General features: G+C 62.8%; 18 protein-coding genes and 1 tRNA gene. 5 read left to right on the forward strand and 14 right to left on the reverse strand.

Annotated features, from left to right (window positions below; all coding sequences use genetic code 11):
• Positions 1-123 precede the first annotated feature (123 nt).
• Both eis and ACK3R5_RS11965 read left to right on the forward strand, forming a co-directional pair.
• Positions 124-1,341 (forward strand): enhanced intracellular survival protein Eis, encoded by a 1,218-nt coding sequence (gene eis, locus ACK3R5_RS11960; RefSeq protein WP_411967104.1) that lies wholly within the window; start codon positions 124-126, stop codon positions 1,339-1,341.
• A 109-nt stretch (positions 1,342-1,450) separates the two neighbouring features.
• Positions 1,451-2,473: a sodium:calcium antiporter gene (locus ACK3R5_RS11965; RefSeq protein ID WP_411964282.1), complete on the forward strand. Its 1,023-nt coding sequence runs from the start codon at positions 1,451-1,453 to the stop codon at positions 2,471-2,473.
• A 15-nt stretch (positions 2,474-2,488) separates the two neighbouring features.
• Here ACK3R5_RS11965 and ACK3R5_RS11970 read toward each other — a convergent pair whose 3' ends face one another.
• The 6 genes from ACK3R5_RS11970 to ACK3R5_RS11995 form a co-directional block, all read right to left on the reverse strand.
• Positions 2,489-4,177, reverse strand: coding sequence for a DUF3604 domain-containing protein (locus ACK3R5_RS11970; protein ID WP_411967105.1), 1,689 nt, complete (start codon positions 4,175-4,177; stop codon positions 2,489-2,491).
• Positions 4,178-4,280: 103 nt separating this feature from the next.
• A complete protein-coding gene (gene yciH, locus ACK3R5_RS11975; protein WP_411964284.1) occupies positions 4,281-4,586 on the reverse strand; it encodes a stress response translation initiation inhibitor YciH in 306 nt (101 codons plus the stop codon).
• A gap of 190 nt (positions 4,587-4,776) precedes the next feature.
• On the reverse strand, positions 4,777-4,905 hold the full coding sequence (locus ACK3R5_RS11980) for a hypothetical protein (RefSeq protein WP_004059773.1): 129 nt from the start codon (positions 4,903-4,905) through the stop codon (positions 4,777-4,779).
• 173 nt (positions 4,906-5,078) lie between these two features.
• Complete coding sequence (locus tag ACK3R5_RS11985) at positions 5,079-5,267, reverse strand: DUF1059 domain-containing protein (RefSeq protein WP_411967106.1); 189 nt, start codon at positions 5,265-5,267, stop codon at positions 5,079-5,081.
• A gap of 522 nt (positions 5,268-5,789) precedes the next feature.
• Positions 5,790-5,863: transfer RNA gene (locus tag ACK3R5_RS11990), tRNA-Ile, on the reverse strand.
• 221 nt (positions 5,864-6,084) lie between these two features.
• Positions 6,085-6,606: an FxsA family protein gene (locus tag ACK3R5_RS11995; RefSeq protein ID WP_411967107.1), complete on the reverse strand. Its 522-nt coding sequence runs from the start codon at positions 6,604-6,606 to the stop codon at positions 6,085-6,087.
• A gap of 124 nt (positions 6,607-6,730) precedes the next feature.
• On the opposite strand from ACK3R5_RS11995, the gene ACK3R5_RS12000 reads away from it, so the two are divergent.
• Positions 6,731-8,380, forward strand: coding sequence for a DUF255 domain-containing protein (locus ACK3R5_RS12000; RefSeq protein WP_411967108.1), 1,650 nt, complete (start codon positions 6,731-6,733; stop codon positions 8,378-8,380).
• 74 nt (positions 8,381-8,454) lie between these two features.
• On the forward strand, positions 8,455-9,258 hold the full coding sequence (locus tag ACK3R5_RS12005; RefSeq protein ID WP_411964288.1) for a TrmB family transcriptional regulator: 804 nt from the start codon (positions 8,455-8,457) through the stop codon (positions 9,256-9,258).
• Positions 9,259-9,310: 52 nt separating this feature from the next.
• On the opposite strand, the gene mptA is transcribed toward ACK3R5_RS12005, so the two are convergent.
• The 6 genes from mptA to ACK3R5_RS12035 all read right to left on the reverse strand — a co-directional run bounded on the left by mptA (position 9,311) and on the right by ACK3R5_RS12035 (position 14,004).
• Entirely contained in the window at positions 9,311-10,237 is a 927-nt protein-coding gene (gene mptA / locus ACK3R5_RS12010) for a GTP cyclohydrolase MptA (RefSeq protein WP_411964289.1), read from the reverse strand.
• A 79-nt stretch (positions 10,238-10,316) separates the two neighbouring features.
• Positions 10,317-10,712 carry a hypothetical protein gene (locus ACK3R5_RS12015; protein WP_411965824.1) on the reverse strand — a complete coding sequence of 132 codons (396 nt, stop codon included), beginning with the start codon at positions 10,710-10,712 and terminating at the stop codon, positions 10,317-10,319.
• Positions 10,713-10,867: 155 nt separating this feature from the next.
• A complete protein-coding gene (locus ACK3R5_RS12020; protein ID WP_411964290.1) occupies positions 10,868-11,107 on the reverse strand; it encodes a hypothetical protein in 240 nt (79 codons plus the stop codon).
• A 197-nt stretch (positions 11,108-11,304) separates the two neighbouring features.
• Entirely contained in the window at positions 11,305-12,546 is a 1,242-nt protein-coding gene (locus tag ACK3R5_RS12025) for an NAD(P)/FAD-dependent oxidoreductase (protein ID WP_411964291.1), read from the reverse strand.
• 122 nt (positions 12,547-12,668) lie between these two features.
• Positions 12,669-13,007 carry a hypothetical protein gene (locus ACK3R5_RS12030; protein WP_411964292.1) on the reverse strand — a complete coding sequence of 113 codons (339 nt, stop codon included), beginning with the start codon at positions 13,005-13,007 and terminating at the stop codon, positions 12,669-12,671.
• 88 nt (positions 13,008-13,095) lie between these two features.
• The gene (locus ACK3R5_RS12035; protein WP_411964293.1) at positions 13,096-14,004 is read right to left on the reverse strand and encodes a winged helix-turn-helix domain-containing protein; all 909 of its coding nucleotides are present in this window, start codon (positions 14,002-14,004) and stop codon (positions 13,096-13,098) included.
• A 106-nt stretch (positions 14,005-14,110) separates the two neighbouring features.
• Here ACK3R5_RS12035 and ACK3R5_RS12040 point away from each other — a divergent pair, with 106 nt between their 5' ends.
• The gene (locus tag ACK3R5_RS12040; protein WP_411967110.1) at positions 14,111-14,704 is read left to right on the forward strand and encodes a DUF6149 family protein; all 594 of its coding nucleotides are present in this window, start codon (positions 14,111-14,113) and stop codon (positions 14,702-14,704) included.
• A gap of 18 nt (positions 14,705-14,722) precedes the next feature.
• On the opposite strand, the gene ACK3R5_RS12045 is transcribed toward ACK3R5_RS12040, so the two are convergent.
• Complete coding sequence (locus ACK3R5_RS12045; RefSeq protein WP_411967111.1) at positions 14,723-16,204, reverse strand: MATE family efflux transporter; 1,482 nt, start codon at positions 16,202-16,204, stop codon at positions 14,723-14,725.
• The gene (locus tag ACK3R5_RS12050; protein ID WP_411967112.1) at positions 16,201-16,941 is read right to left on the reverse strand and encodes a TetR/AcrR family transcriptional regulator; all 741 of its coding nucleotides are present in this window, start codon (positions 16,939-16,941) and stop codon (positions 16,201-16,203) included. Before ACK3R5_RS12050 ends, ACK3R5_RS12045 begins: the two co-directional genes overlap by 4 nt.
• Positions 16,942-17,160: the final 219 nt, after the last annotated feature.

The following is a 17,160-nucleotide window of genomic DNA, read 5'->3' on the forward strand; positions in this document are numbered from 1 at the left end:
CTGACGCCTCGGGGGCGCGACGACGTGAATCGCACGGTTCTCGAAGCGCCGTGAAGAACCGACTGCGCCGAATCGGACCGCACATCTCCGAAAGCATTTATCGCCATCCAACGGACCGGTGATATGCACCTCCACCCACTTCCCGAGGAACACCGCGACACCTACCGCGAGTTCCTTAGTTACGCCTTCCGCCCGGAAGATGGCCCCGATTGGGACGACAACAGTCTCCAAGACCCGGACATCTACTTCCCCCGTGGTCTCTACGACGTCCCGCCCGAGACACCGACCGGTGACCTCGATGCATCAGACCTGGTGACGGTCTGTGCGTTCTACGATTACGAAGCGCGCGTGCGCGGCGAGTTCCACCCGCTTCCCGGAATCTCCGCTGTCGCCTCGCCTCCGGAGGCGCGTCGCCGAGGCCACATCGCCACGATGCTAGACCAACTCCTCGTCGAGTTCCGCGAGTCTGGGCGATATCTCTCGGCACTCTGGCCGTTCAAGTACGAGTTCTACCGCCGGTTCGGGTGGGCGACCACCAACAATCACGCGCACACGTCGGTTCCACCGGAAGAACTCACAGCGGTGAGTCCAGCGGCAAGCGGCGAGTTCGTCCGCCTCGACGCCGACGACTGGGCGCGTCTGGACGCGGTGTACACTGAATCGGCCACCGAGGACCTCGCAGTCACCCGGACTGAAGGATGGTGGCGACACCGCGTGTTGCGTGGATGGGACACCGACCCGTACATATACGGGTGGCAACGCGACGGCGACTTGCGGGGATACCTCGTCTACCGCGTGAAGGGCGATTGGGAATCGCGGACGATGCACGTCCAGGAACTCGCTGGCGTCGATGCCGAGGCGAGGCAGCATCTCTTCCGATTCCTCCGCGACCACGACTCACAGGTAGACGAGGTAATCGTCGAACGAGCACACGAAGGGACGCGCCTCATCGACGACCTGACCGACCCGCGGGCAGCGACGGTCGAAATCAAGCCCGGTCCGATGGTCCGTCTCGTGGACGTTCCGACAGCACTCGAAGCAGTGTCGTTCCCGGCCGATGCCGAACACAGTTTCGTCCTCGACGTCTCCGACGACCGGTGTGGGTGGAACGACGACACGTTCCGCGTGTCTGTCTCTGCTGGTGAGGCGTCCGTCGAATCGACGGCCGCCGACCCCGACGCGACTGTCGAAATCGGTGCACTCTCGCAACTGCTCGTCGGGGCACGCCCGGCGGTCGAACTTGCTCGAACCGAGTACCTCACCGTCCACGAATCGAGTGCCGTCGAAGCCCTGAGTGCGGTGTTCACCGAGCGAGACGTCTTCCTCAGAGAACGCTTCTGACGGGGGAGCGACGCCGGCCGACGACACCGGTCGGCGGGCACCGATTCGAGTGGGCATCGACTGACGAGTCTATCACGCGGTTTTTTGTCACGCCACACGAACGTCCGCTGTGGCATCGGTTCCAGTTCTCGTCGTGTTCGCCATCGTGGGTGCGGTGCTCGCGTGGAAGGGTGGAGACTACCTCGTGCGCGCGTCTGACCGATTGGGCGCGTACTACGGCCTCCCGGCAATCGTTCAGGGGGCCGTCATCGCCGCCGTCGGGTCGAGTTTTCCGGAGTTGTCGAGTATCATCATCGCGACGCTTCGGTACGGCGCGTTCGACATCGGTATCGGTGCCGTCGTCGGGTCGGCCGTCTACAACATCCTCGTGATTCCGGCGGTGTCGGCACTCGTCGGCGAGGGACAGCGACTCGCGTCGAACCGTGACCTCGTCTACAAAGAAGCGCAGTTCTACCTGCTCTCGCTGGCCGTTCTCGTCCTCACGTTCTCGCTCGCCGTCATCTACCGACCGAGTGGGAACCCGAGCAACCTCGACGGGTTCGTCACGCCCTCACTCGCGCTCATTCCGCTTTCTCTCTACGGCCTCTATCTCTTCATGCAGTACCACGACACGCTCGACCACCGGGCGATGCTCCCGACGACCGTCTCCGATATCGACCCGAGACGGCAGTGGGCCGCGCTCGTCGGGTCGCTCGTCGTCATCCTCCTCGGGGCGGAACTGCTCGTTCGGGCGGCGGTAGGGTTCGGAGACGCGTTCGGAACGTCGCCGTTCCTGTGGGGGTTGACCGTCGTCGCCGCAGGGACGAGTCTCCCTGACACGTTCGTCAGCGTCACCGCCGCCCGACAGGGGAACGCACCGATGAGTCTGGCGAACGTCTTCGGAAGCAACGTCTTCGCCTTGCTCGTCGCCCTCCCAGTCGGCATCCTCGTCGCGGGCGGAACCGTCATCGCCTTCCAGGAAGTCGTGCCGATGATGAGTTTTCTGACCGGCGCGTCTATCGTCTTCTTCGCCGTCTTGCGCACCGAGATGGCGCTGACTCGCGGCGAGGCGTTCGTACTACTCGGAACCTACGGGCTGTTCATCCTGTGGTTGATTGCCGAGAGTCTCGGCGTCACGTCGTTCGTTGGGTGAGTCTCCGCTCGCGCGTCAGTCGTCTCCCGGTGGTTCGACCCACACGGGGCCAACCCACGCAGCGCCGGGGAACGAACAGTGTCGCGGGACTTGCCACACGCGGAGATAGTAGACGTCGGCCACGGCGCGTCGGGACTCGTCCCAGACCATCCCCTCGACTGGGTCGTCGTCCGTCCACGAGACGCTCGCCGTGTACGTCGAAAGAGGGGCCTCCGGGTCGGACGTAATGGCGTGTGAGCGCCAGACGGAACCGTTCTTGACCACTTCGACGCGTTCGAGGGGTGCGGTTCCAGCGACGTCGAGAGACACCTCGCGAGGCGTCGTCCGGTCGTCGAGTCGAACCGTGCTCTCGTGTTCGCCCGGTGAGACGCCGGCGACGGTCAGGTCGGCGAGTATCCGATGCGGTTGCGTCGTTCCGTAGACGCGCCGACTCCGAAGCGCTTCGAATATCGACTCGCGCGTCAACTCGGGGGCACGGAACGCCGAGAGTCCACCGGGATAACTTCGTTCGTTCCAGACGCGCCAGATGCTCGACCATCCGACGCCGTCTCTGACCCACTCCCGAGTCGACGGGAGGTGCGGGTCGGCGTGGATGAGCGAGTGGCCGGGATGGGGGCCGTGATAGTCCGCCCCCGCGACGAGTCCGACGCGGTATCCCATCGAGAGTGCATCCCTGACGAAGTGACCGGCGTCGTCTATCTCGCCGCGACCCATCGCCAGCGGGAACGGGTTGCCTTCGTCGCCCGGGAGTTCCCCAGACCCCCACTGCGAGTACACCTCGACGAGAGGGGCGAGTTCGTCGTCGTAGTCGACGGCCGAGAAGTCGAATGGGTACATCGCCTCTGTCGGGTGGTGTGGAATCGTCACGGCTCGCGAGTCGTGGGTCGCTTCGAACTCGTGGAGTCGTCGCCAGAGTTTCTCGTAGGTGTTCGTCGTCCCGCCACGCGAGTCGAACAGGACGGCGTCTTCGGGGTCTTCGAAGTAGACGTTGATGTGACCGCCGCAGTTCGGTTGCTTCGTCCACTCGTACCCGAAGAGCGTCACGAACGACCCCGGGTCGTCGAACCGGTCGGCGACGCGTCGCGAACGGTCGAAGTTCCGCGCGTGCATCAGCGCTCGCTGGAGCGTCGGTGGGATGAAAAACCCCATCGTGTCGTGGTCGGTGTACGCGACGACGTCGAGCGCCATGGTGTCGCGCCCGAATCGGTACCCCTTTTCGAGACTCCCCGTGCCGTCGGAGAGTCGAGAGTGGAGGTGGATGTCACCCCAGTAGACGTGTTCGTCAGGGTCGTCTGCCGTGACACGAACCGGGTTCGAGACGAACCGCTCGTCGGTGCCGGGGCGTGAGAACGTGAGATACTGTATCCCCGTCGTCTCGAAGGTGACGGCATCGGTGGACGTGACGACACCCTCGTCGTCGCCAGCGAACGAGACGCGCTCTGGATACGTCGCCGCCGAGTCCGTCGAATCGACACGTAACCGGCCGTCGTAGACGTCGTGGACGCGTTCGTACTCGTCCCAGACCTGCACCGTCAAGTCGAGTGACTCGCCGACGACAGTCGTCGATGGAAGAATCGCGTGTACTCTGTCGAAGGACCCCGTTCGACTCCGCCACAGTGCGCGAACGGAGGGGCGGCGCTCGGCGAAGATGTTCGCCGTCTCCACGAACTTGTCGAGTGTCCCGTCCAATCCGATACCGAGCACGGACGACGCTACGGAAGAAAGCCACATGAAATGCTCGGCCGCTGAAAATTCCGGCGACGACGCTCCGGCGACGCAGGCCTGCTCACGGCGTCGAGGACAGTACTCAGGCGACCTGATATCCGAGTTCTGCGAGGATATCCCGGGCGCGTTCGACGTGGTTCCCCTGGAGTTCTATCTCGCCGTCTTCGACGGTGCCACCGCAGGCGAGTTTGCGCTTGAGTACCGACGCGAGTTCCTTGATGTCGGCACGCTCCATCTCGAATCCGGAGACGATGGTCATCGGTTTTCCGTACCGTCGGGTGTCTTTTCGAATCGTCAGCGTCTGTCCGACCTTCGAGAGGTCATCGTCGATGCCGAGTTCGTCTGGAAGGCCACTGATGGACGAGAGGTCTTTGTTCTCTTTTTCCACACGCTCTGAGACGTGTTCTATGGATAAGTGGTTGTCTGCGAGTCGGGGCTACGGCGTCCGAACTCGGTGCGAGAGACAGTGTTGCGACTGCTCGAAACGTGAATTACTCGCCGTGAAAAGGGCTACCACGGCGAGAGGGGTTGATGGTGACCGCGAGGGCGGTCGGGGTCAAGGGGGTCTTCGAACCTGCTCAGTCGCCGGGCGTGTTACCGCGCTGGTAGCGACCGACCATCTTCCACATCGCCGCGTCGAGGTCGTCGCCGTCGGCGGCGGACTGGAGCTGGCGGTACAGGTGTTCGGAGACGTCGATGGTTGGCATCACAACTCTATATGTCGTGTACGACTTTAATACTACTGGAATACAGAATCGAGTAAATTTATTCGGCAGTGAACTGAGACGACGTGCAAAACCGCATGACATGGCGGCCACGTAGAGAATCGGGACGTCATTTCGCGTGAGATTCACACGGACGGCGACCTGACAGAATCGTTTTAATTCGCCCGGTACGTCGGCACCCCCTCGTCGGGGCGTCTCAACGCCAGTTCGCCCGCCTCGAAGGGGTCCACTGGCGTATCGTGCTCGGCGTCCATGTGCTCCATGACGAGCACGCCCACCATCTCGCGTGAGTCGGCAGTCGTCGAAAATCCACAGCCAGAGAGACAGGTCAAGGTAAAGGTCATGTCGAATGGTACCACAACCCATGTTGGCTTAATTGTTCCCCAATATATGCGAGGTGAGACTATGTATCTGCTATTTTGCGTGACGTTCGAGTAGCGAACGACCACACAACTACATAGATGGAGTATTATCTCGCACGAACTGTTGCGAATCAGTAATCGAGTGATGGAATTGTCGTGGTGGCGGAAAATACCTGCCCCCAGTACGAGGTGAACGCCCGACTGGTTACGCGGTTGAGGTTGGTGGTGGAGAGCGGAACGTCGAGCGTGGAGTGGGTAGACGCGGGTGGGTGCGGACGTCTCCCAGGTGGGGTGTCCCTCTGACAGGGGCAACTAGTAATTCGTCACCGAGTAAGTTATGTATTTCGTGATACACGTTGTCGCGCTGCACACCCGTGGCTCTCGGGGGAGTGGAGTCGAATCGGCGGCGAGAACGCTCTCGAGTTGTAGCGGAACCGCAGAAGTTGGGTGGCTGGGGAGCCATAAGCCCGAACTCCCTCGGCAAGATGCCGAGTTCGTTGTGGATGGGCCAACGCGGATTTGAACCGCGGACCTCCCGGTTATCAGCCGAGCGCTCAACCTGACTGAGCTATTGGCCCAGGTTGGCGCGTTTAGTCGTTGCGCGCTGTTGATTTTAAGACTTTCTTTTCGGACCGGCGTTGGTGCGTGTTAGTGAATGTCGGCGATGTCTGTCGATTCTTGCCAGTCACGAATCGACCCAAATGCGGACGTTCGGGGGGACGAACTGGCCGACGCCGAGGACAGGCCTGCAGTGGAGTGCTGTCGCTCGTGCTCGTCGGCCGAAACGAAAACAGTCGCGTTATTCGGAGTCTTGCCCGCCGAAGCGGTACGAGTCGGGGTCGGCGTCGTAGACACCATCGCCGCCGGTGTCGTAGACGTCGTCGCCGCCGGCGTCTTCTTGCGGGAACCCGGCCGTCCAGACGTTGCCGGTGACGAACCCGTCTGTCTGCTTGTCGAGGTACGGTTGAACGACGAACCGTTTGAGCACTTCGCGGATGGGGTACCGGGTCACCGGGATGGTGATGAGAAAGCCGATGGTGTCGGTGACGAGGCCCGGCGTGAGGAGGAACGCACCGGCAGCGATGAGCAGTCCACCGTCCATAAGTTCGTTCGTCGGGAGGTCACCGCGAGCGAGTTTCGTCTGAAGGTTTCTGAGAGTGTGTCGCCCCTCTGCGCGGACGAGTAGCATGCCGACCAGACCGGTCAGCACCACTAACGCGACGGTCGGCACGAGGTCGATGTACTGCGCGACGACCACGAGCAACAACGCGTCAGAGAGGGGGATGAGGAGCAAGAGCGCGAGCAACGTGCGCGTTCGCATGGTCCTTCCTACCCGGTCCCGGCCCATAGCCCTTTTGTCCCGTCGAAGTGTTGGCTGTCTCCCGCCGACCGCCGTGCGACGTGGCCTCGAAGCGCTTACCCGCGTCCACTGCGCACAGTCGGACATGACTGACGAGACGCGGGTCGAATGGCGACCGTGGGGTGCCGACGCGTTTGTCGAGGCGACGTCGACGGACAAGCCGATTCTCCTGTCGCTCACCGCGACGTGGTGTGAGGACTGCCACGAGATGGACGCCGAGACGTACGCCGAACCGCGTATCGCCGCGAACCTCAACGACGGGTTCGTCCCCGTGCGGGTGAACGTCGACCGGCATCCGCGAATCCGCGAGCGATACAACATGGGTGGGTTCCCCTCGACTGTCTTCCTCGCGCCGGACGGAAAACCAATCACGGGCGCGACGTTCATCGGCCCCGACGGGATGCGACAGGTCATCGAGCGCGTCCGCGAAGTGTGGGAGAAGAAAGGGGCGGAGGCCGGACGTCTCCCACGCGCACTGGCCGGTGACCTCCCTCCTGCAGGCGAACTCACCGACCAAATCGAAGCGCACCTCGCGGGACAACTAGAGGTCACGTACGACGAGACACACGCCGGGTGGGGTGACGCCGCGAAGTTCCCACTCCCCCGGACCGTCGAGTTCGCGCTCAAACGTGACCGACCCCGAGCGCTGCGCTCACTCGACGCGATTCGCGACGGCCTGTTCGACCCCGTCGAGGGCGGATTCTTCCGGTACGCCGACGACGCGGCGTGGACGAACCCCAACCGCGAGAAGACGCTCGAATCCAACGCGGCGCTCCTCAGAGCGTTCGCGAACGGCTATCGGTACAGCGGCGAAGACGCCTATCGCGACCCGGCGGTCGAAACAGCTAACTTCCTCGTCGAGTCGCTGTGGACCGGCACCGGATTCGGTGGCAGCATGGGGCCTGCCGCCGGGACGGACTACTACCTCCTCGGAAAGGAGGGCCGGGAGAACGCACCCGGACCCCGGACGGACCTCACGGTTTACGCGGGTGGCAACGCACTCGCAGTCGACGCCCTGTTGGTTCTCGCCGGCCTCACCGACGACGAACGCGCCCGAGAGTACGCGGCACGCGCACTCGACAGAGTCGCCGAGGACCTCGTCGACGACGGCGTCGTGACGCACTTCCGGTCTGGCGGGGACGTCGGAGAGTCACGCTTGCTCGAAGACCACGCCCGCGTCGTCGCCGCCGCCTGTCGCGCCCGGCAGGTACTCGGGGACGACAGCGTCGCTGGCGAGTCGTACCTCGACTTCGCGACGGCCGTTGCCGACGCGGCTATCGACGAACTCTTCGACGACGGGTCGTTCCGCGACGGTCCGGAAACCGGTGAGGGACTCCTCTCGTTACCGCTTCGACCGCTCGACGGCAACGTCGAGATGGCGAACGCTCTCGTCGACCTTGCCATCCTGACGGACACCGACGAGTACCGCGACATCGCCGAAGAAACGGTCTGTGCGTTCGCCGGTGCGTGGGACCGAATCGGCGTCCAGGTCGCCGAATACGGGAGCGTCGCCGCGCGACTCCTCCGTGACCCACTCGTGGTCGAAGTCGGGGACGAGGCAGGGGCGGACCTCCACCGCGCGGCGCTTCGGGTCGCAGACCACGAAGCGCTCGTCGTGCCAGCGGCCGATATCGACGCTGGGACCGCACGTGTCAGCGTCGGGTCCGATACACACGAAGCAACCACTCCCGACGAGTTGATGCGAGCAGTGTCCTCAGTCACAAAGGACGCCTAATTCGTCGTTGTCCCAACCGACACATTGTGTAAACATCCGGTTCGTTTATAACGAAGAAACGAGACAGACCGACTATGGCGAGTCTTCGAGATCTCGGACTGTCTGAATACGAGGCGCGAGCGTATCGCGCCTTGTTGCGAACGGGGGCGACGACGGCGAAAGAACTCTCTCGGGCGAGTGACGTTCCGATGGGGCGCATCTACGACGTACTGAACAGCCTCGAACAGTATCACCTCATCCGGAGTCAAGCGGCGAGTCGGCCGAAGAAGTACGTCGCCGTCGAACCGGATATGGCACTCGACCGACTCCTCGAGAGCAAGCGACAGGAGTTAGAAGAGAAGGCCCAACAGTACGAGGCAGTTGTCGACGAACTCAACGACGAACTGGACGCCGCGGAACCGGTCCACGACCAGTTCTGGACGGCGGCGGTCGGTGCCGACGAGACCATCGACCTCCTCGTCGAGCGGTTGGCGGCAGCGGACGAGTCGCTCGTGGTCGTCGCGGGGACGATGTCACCACAGTTCGACCTGGGGGAGGTCGGTGACCTCGTCGTCGAAGAACTGGAAGCGGCCCTCGAACGTGGTGTCGAAGTGTCGGTTCTCATGTCGCCGGACCTCGTCGATAGCCTCCCGGAGAGCGTCGGACAGCGCTACATGACTCGGCTCTCGAACCACCCCGACTTCCACGTCCGGACCGCAGAGAACCTGACGGGTGTGTTCAACCTCATCGACGACGTCGAAGTCTGCATCGAAGTTCCCAACCCGCTGGACCCCGGGCAGGCGTTCGCGATGATAGACCTGAAAGACCCCGAGTTCGCCGCCGACCTCAGGACGACGTTCAACCCGCGGTGGCAGTCGGCAGCACCGCTCCCGTTGTAAGAACGAAGGTCAGTCGGTGTCGACGCCAGTCGACACAGACCGTCAGTCCGAGTTACGCGTCGAGTTCGTTTCGGAGTTGACCCAGTGTCACTTCACGCTCGGCGTGCGCGTTGTGCTGGTGAATCGACTCGTCGTTCGACTGTTTCATGTGAACCACGGCGTCGTCGGGAAGGTGTTCGAGTTCGGCGATGGTCATCTCCGCCATCGAACGAACGCAGTCTTCGACGAACTTCGCGTTCGCGTGAGCGTGGTACGTCATGTGGTCTTCGTCCGGGCGTTTTGCGAGATTGTAGATTCGTGCCGACATCGAGTCGCGGGCGATGTCGATGAGGTCCATCAAGTCCACGTCCGGCGACCCCTCCGTCTCGACGGTGAGCGTCGCGTGACCGCGCTGTGAGTGACCGGGTTGAGGGACCTTGTCGAGGAACTCCTCGATAGTCTCGTCGTCGACGGCGAGGTCCTGGAGGACGTCGCGGGCGCGAGACGCCGACATGCCCTGTGAGCAGGGACAGACGGTCATGCCGACGACTTCCGCACCGATTTCTTCACGGGTTCCGTCTTCTGTCGCCGTCGCACTCGCGATAATCTGTGCGGTGGACTGGGTCGACAGTCCGCTGGCGGGCGTATCTTCGCGGACGACGAGTTCGGCGGTCATCCGAACCTCGGCCGTCGTCGTGTATTCGTGTTTCGCGAGGAGACGCTCGGCGGCGTCGCCACACATGTCTTCGACTCGGTAGGCTGGTTCGGAGACGGCCGCCTCCAACACCTCGTCGATGACCTGCATATTCCGGCTCATGTCGATGCCCTTCCGACCACCCGGCAGGTCGACGAAAACTTCGAATTCCGCCATCAAGACCAGCGGGCGTTTCCCGTTTCGGGCAATCTTGACGAGCTTCTCGACGCCTGTGACGCCGACCTGACTCAGCCCGACGGTTACATCTGGCTGGGAGGCCTGCACGTCAGGCAACTGGTGACTCATCAGCGAGTAAGAAGTGCTGTTGCTGATTAGTGCTTTCGATAGACGAACAAAATCGGAGGAAGACGCCCCGCCTCACCGATTACGGCCAGTCGTCGCGAGTCTCTGTCTCGAAGGGGTCGTCCATCGCGTCGTCGTCGCTCGCGAGGGCCCACCCTGCCGCGTCGGCGGCGTCTTCGACAGAGAGGTACTCCCAGTCGGCCTCTTCGGCGAGCGCACGGTCATCGTCGGTGGTGCCGATGTAGACGTGTCTGTCAGTGTCGAACTGGCGCATCACGTTGTCGAGGCTCTCGGCGACGCCGCGTGGCCCGGAGAAGAAGTCCTGTCGGATGCGTTCTTTTCGAGTGAAGTTGGTCACGACGTACGTGGGCTTTTCGCTCACGACGCCGACGTACTCTGTCCACGTCCGCGCGTCCGCGAACGCCTCGTTCGGGTTGGCGAGACGTTTGAGTGCCTCTAGTTCGAACGCGAGCGTCATCGTCCCTTGTCCGCCACCTGCTGCCATATCGGGCGATAGGCGGCGAAGCGTGGAAAACCACTTCGGTCCTCACTGACCGGTGAGAACGGAAGCGAGTGTCTGTCGAAACAGAGCGACGAGAAATCACGGTCGAGTGCCAGCGACTCGACGGAGGGTTACTGGATACGGACGTACTCTGTGAACACGACGACGTCACCACGGGAGAGTCTCGTGGAGGCCGGGTCGATATCGAGACGGCCCGACGGTGCGGCGGTTGCGAGTGCGTGTTGCGTCCGGTCGCTCAGTTCGTCGAAGTGGCGAACTCGAGCCCCGGTTGGTACATCAGTGATTGGCACGACGGTAGGGGACGATTTGAATCCCTGCGTCGGTGCTGGCTGTCCATCCTTCGATGACATGTGTTACCACATGTCCTATTAGAATATAAATGTTTGTGATACGTTAACATGCCTTAATACGGCGGGGGTATAAGAACAACGGGCGCCGTGAAAGTCGGCGACAGCGGTGGCCCGAACGGCGAGTTCGGTATCTCTGGGTACGTGGCGACCACCAGACAGGTCGCAGTACCCGGCGACGCAGAAAAGTCGTCGTGGGGTTACTGTTCTGCTGCCGCGCCTTCGAGGTCTTCGAGTTGGAAGTCCTGTTTGACGAGGGTGTCGAGTTGGCCGCTGACGTCGACCTGCTCGCGCATGAGTTTCTTGTACTTCGTCTGTGGCGAGAGGTCACCGATGAGGACGCCGCCGACGATTTTGCCGTCCTTGATGGCGAGACGCCGCCACTCGGTGTCGGAGTACTTCGCCTCGACTTCGTCGTCGCCGAGGGTCGGGTGGCCGAACGAGAGGAACGGGAAGTCGAAGTGGGTGATGGAGTACGACGAGACCCAGCGGAACTCCTCTGAGCCGTAGTCGACCATGTTCTTGGCCGCGATGGTGCCCTGTTCCTTGGCGGAGCCCCACGCACCGTTCTGTGCGCGGTCGCCGAGGATGACGTCGTGGAACTCGGTGATGTCACCGGCCGCGAAGATGTCGTCGTGGTTCGTGCGCATGTACTCGTCCACGTGGATGCCGGTGTCGTGCTCGATATCGGTGCCTTCGACGATTTCCGTGTTGAAGTTCAGACCGATAGCGATGCCGACGAAGTCCGCGGGGTAGCGGTCGTCGTTGGGGTCGATGGCCGCCGTGACGACGCCGTCGTCGTCGACTTCGAAGTGGTCCACACCGGAGTCGAAGACGGGTTCGACGTTGCGCTCGCGGAGCGCGTTGTGGATAATCTCTGCGCCTTCCTGTGAGAGCGCGTAGCGCCACCACGCCTTCCCGCGCATGAGGTACTTGCCCTCGACACCCTGTGCGGCGGTGATAGCCGCGAGGTCGATACCGAGGAGACCGGCCCCGATGACGACGGAGTTGTCGGCCTGTTCGATGTGCGCTTTGATGTCGCGCGCGTCCTGGAACGTCCAGAAGTGGTGGATGCCCTCGGCGTCGGAGTTCTCGACGGGCAGTTGCGTCGGCGTGCCGCCGATGGCGAGGAGCAGTTTGTCGTACTCGAACTCGGACCCGTCGTGGGCGGTGACCGTGTGACCCTCGGGGTCGATGTTCGTGACGAGCGTGTTGAGAACGAGGTCGATGTCCCGGTCGTCGTACCACGATTCTTCGTGGATAGCGATGGGTGCCTCGGGCAGTTTGCCTTTGGCGAATTCTTTGATTAGAATGCGATTGTAAAGGGGTTCTCCCTCGTCCGTGATGATTGTGATGTCGGCATCGGGTTCCTCCTCGCGGAGTGTCTCGGCCGCTGAGGCCCCCGCGATGCCGTCGCCGACGATCACGTACGACTGACTCATAACCCGTGGTTTGTATTCGGGGTTAATGTGGATTGCTATCTCTCTCATGATTGTATACAGGTGATTAGCCGGCGAGAAGAGAGAGAATTCGGAGTACGTGGGGCGTTTCTAACAGGTATCCGCTACTTCGCCGGGATATCCACGTCGGTGACCAGCGTCTCGGGCGACCGAATTCGGCGCGCCGTGTCTCGAACGAACGCGGGGAGGCCGCTTCGGACCAGCGCACGGTGTCCGAGTCGAAGCGCGAACACTGCGGCGACGAATCCGAGTGGCCATCCGACGAAGACGACGACGAGGCCGAGACCCGGTACGATGGGCGCGACGAGCGTCGCGGCGAGCGTCGCTATCGACACGCCAACGATGGTCGCCAGCGCGACGAACAGCGTGTCGAGGAACGTTTCGAGACCGTCTGGGCGGACGTCCATCGGGTCTGGGAGGCCGAGTGCGTTGTGGTGGGACATCGTAGTTCTCCTCACCTAGTGAGACGGCCCACACCCTCAAAAGGGTAAGCAGAATGATATTTTTGTAAGCCGGCTTACCGTACCGAATTTATGCAATCTCGGTGATGTTTTTCACGCGCGAGTCGACGACAGATAGCGACTCGTCGAGTTCGACGGTGAGCGCTTCCACGTCGTGCTCGATACGGATGCGGACGTGCCACGGGTCGTCGTCGACGACGGTGAGGGCCTCGTTGCCGACGACCCACGGGAATCGCCAGAAGGGTGTCCCACAGACGTCGTCGCCGCGCGACGAGAGGAATCCGAGCGTCGTGGACTCGTCGAGGAGAACCAACCCGGGCGGCGAGAGCGCCTCGTAGGCACACTGCGCACAGCGGTGGTTCACGACCACGTCCAGGTCGTAGGGCCCCGTCTCACGTGACAGCGACGTGCTCGTCGTCCCCCCACACTCGGGGCAGACGCCGTCGGCGGCGAGACAGTGGAGGTGTCTAACTCGCTGGTCGAACGCCGAGAGGAGTGCCTCCGTCGAGCGTCCCTGCAACCCACCTGGTGGGAACTCGTCGTGGGCGTGTACGCGCCCGCAGTCGGCACACGCGATGGTGAGTTTCTCGTCGGCGTACGTCGCTTCGAGGACGCCGTCGCAGGCGACACACGACCCCGGGGCGGTGAACGCCGGCAAGACCGGGTCTTCGTTGAACGTTCCTGCCAGCACCGCGCGGACGACTTTCTCGCCGGCGTGCCGGAAGTCGTACCCGTCGTCGGTCTTGTGGACGAACTGGCCGCGGAGCTTGCCGAGGTGGTAGTTGAATCGGGCGCTGTCTTCGACGCCGACGCGCCGTCGGAGTTCGGAGAACGGGACCGGTCTGTCGGGAGATTCCCACAGTGCTTCGAGGATTGTCAGTCGCGTCTCGTCCGCGACGATGGCGAACGCCTCGGCGGGTGCGAGGCAGTCGTCGCAGTCGAGGACAGAGTCCTCGCGGGCGGTGACGGAGTCGCTCATACGTCGAACATGTGAACGGGCAACAATAAAATGGGTCGTGAAATCTCGTTTAGGACCCTGTATAGGCGTGGTCTTTACGTGTATTCGACCCTAAGCCGGCGACTGAATGAAGATTCGTCAGAACCTCCGCCACTTTGCGACGAAGAAGGCGCTCACCATGCCGGTCATCGGTGACATCGCCACCGAGAAGATGGTCGAACTCCACGTCCGTGTCTTCGGTGAACGCGCGGACCCCGAACACAGGACGGAACGCGAAGCACACATGGCGGCGTTCTTCGAGTGCACGTTCGACACGTATCTGGCGGCGCTCGACGATGGGTTCTCGGAGGCAGAGGCCCGCGAGATAACCCACATCCAGGCCAACTTCGACTTCTACAACCACGGGTGGACCGAGATGATGGAGTTCCCGGTGGACGAAGTCGAGGACCACTACGAACGCTACGAGACGTTCTTCGAGCGCTACGACATCGACATCGCGAACCCGCTGGGTGAGTTCCAGAGTATCGAGATTCCCGACGCCCCCGCGACGATGGAGAAACTGGACGACCCAGAACACCCACACGCAGAGGGCGGATTCGCCGACGACGTGTACGTCGAAGACGAGACTGGCGACGTCGGCGTCGGCGGTGCCGACGAACCCGAAGACGTGGACGTGAGTGCGGCACCCGGCCTGCAGGACGTCGACGAAGAGACGGCCTGACGCCGCCTACATCTCGTTTTAATCGTCCGCCGCCGCGGCCATCCGCGGCGAGTCGACGACGTTGTCTTTCCACGTTCCGCGCAGGAACCACGCGTAGGCGAGGACGGCGGATATCACGCTCGACAGCGCGATTGCCCACCAGACGCCCGACACGCCCATGCCGCCGTAGGCGACGAGGAGGTAGGCGGGCGGGATGCGGAACACCCACAGCGAGAGCAGGGTAAAAATCATCGCTGTGCGCGTCGACCCACTGCCACGGAACCCGCCGGAGACGACGCGGAAGATGCCGAGGAAGATGTACGTCGGCGCGACGATGTGGAGGAAGTCCACGCCGATTGCGATGACGTTCGGTTCGCCGGGGATGAACACCGAGAAGATGGGTTCGGCGAAGACGTACGCACCCACAGAGACGAAGACGAGCGCACCGGTGATGAGGCCAGCACCGAGGTGGACGCCGCGTTCTGCGCGGTCCGGTTTCTCTGCGCCGAGGTTCTGCCCGACGACTGTCTCGATACCCTGCTGGAGGCCAATCGCCGGTAGGAAGACCAGCGAGTTGAGACGGATGCCGATACCGAACGCCGCGACTGCCGCGGAGGTGTCGACACCGACCGTTTTGGCACCGGCGAAGGCGACGATAGCCGTCAGCGCAGTCACACCGAGCGCACGGGTCGATTGTTCGACGCTCGACGGCGCCCCGATTTTGACGATTTTCCGCACCGTCTCGGCTTTCAACACCAGGTCACGCGGTGACAGTTGGATGCCGACCCGTCCCGAGAACAGCAGGAAAAAGCCGACGAGTGCGCCGAGTCCCCGCGAGAACACGGTTGCGATGGCGGCACCCTGAACACCGTATCCGGTGAACCCCGTTGCCGCGAACAGTTGCGACTGGAGGGCGTCGAGTCCGAGCAGTCCGAACACCGGGTTGGCGTCGAACCCGAGGATGAGAAACGGGTCGATGATGACGTTGAGCGCGACACCGAACGCCATGAGAAACATCGGCGTGCGCGTGTCACCCCATCCGCGCAGCAGCGCCTGAAAGATGAAGAAACCGAACATGAAGTAGACGCCGAGGAAGATGGTTCGCGTGTAGGCGACGGCGAGATTGTGGACTTCCGTCCCCGGCGTCGTCCCGATGAGGGGCAACAGCGTCGGCGCGAGAAGATAGCCCACTGCCGAGAAGAATATCGACAGCAGCGTGACGAACGCGATGGTCTGGCCGGCGACGTGGTCGACTCTGTCGTGGTTGCCCGCGCCCTTGTTCTGGGCGACGAGGACGGTTCCGGCCACGGTGAACCCGCCGCCGATGGAAATCATGAGGAAGACGAGCGGCCACGAAAACGACAGTGCCGACACTGCCGCTTCGCCGACGCGACCAACCCAGAAGGTGTCGGCGAGGTTGTAGCCGACCTGCATGAGTTGCGAGAGGACGATAGGAACCGACAGCGTCAACAGCGGTTTGAGCAGGTCGCCTTCGGTGAGTTCGACGTCGCGGGCGCTCACTCGTCACCCTCCGTCGCGTCGGTGTCGTCCGTCTCGGGTCGAGCAGTCACCTCGTCGCGGTTCGACGCGTCGTCGCCGTCGTCGCGGTCAGACTCGGCGTCGTCGGCGAGGAGGTCAGAGACGACGAACGTTTCGAGGGCGGCACGGACGTCCGCCGGGGTGTCGTGTGCCGGTCCCGGCGGGTCGTTAGAGTCCACTCCGGAGGCGACGACTCGCTGGAGTCGGGCGCCATCGAGGGCAGCGAACAGAAGCGACGCCGTCCGGTCGGGGTCGACCGCTCGGAACGTTCCGTCGTCGATACCGTCTCGGATGATGTCCGCGAAGCGCTCGCGGATAGCGACCTCGTTGCGCGCGACCTGCGTTCGGTACGCTTCGTCGTGGGGGGCCTGTGTCCGAAGTTCCGTCAACGCGAGACCGAACCGGTCGTAATCGCCGTCGTCGTCCTCGTCGGGACACATCTTGTCGAGGAGGAACCGGAGGCGTTCGTCCGGCGCATCGTCCTCTGTCGCTTCGACTTTCTCCTCGAATCGGTCGAGCAGGTAGGCGAGAAACGAGACGAGCAACTCGCGTTTCGTCCCGTAGTGGTAGTGGAGGAGGGACTTGCTCTTGCCCGCTTCGTCGGCGATTCGCTGCATCGTCAGGTCGGCGTACCCCTCGGCGCATAGCGCCCGATAGGTCGCCTGCATCAACGTCTCGTGAACTTCGGTGGGGACCGAACTGTCTGTGTCTGCGCTCACTAACTGACTGGTCAGTCAGTGTGGCCAAAAGGAGTTCCGAATACGAAGTGGATTGCCGGAAAGCGTGACTCGCAGTCGCACACGAACTCGATTCGAACAGTGGCACGACCAGACGACGAAAAATGATTCAGCGGACAGGCCGGATTTCGAGCGGTCTGTCGAGTTTCGAGAAGTTAGCCGCCCCACAGACCCGGCATTTTCTCGGTCCCGTCGTCGACG

It is taken from the genome of Haloferax sp. YSSS75 (assembly GCF_046764215.1).
Lineage (GTDB): Archaea > Halobacteriota > Halobacteria > Halobacteriales > Haloferacaceae > Haloferax.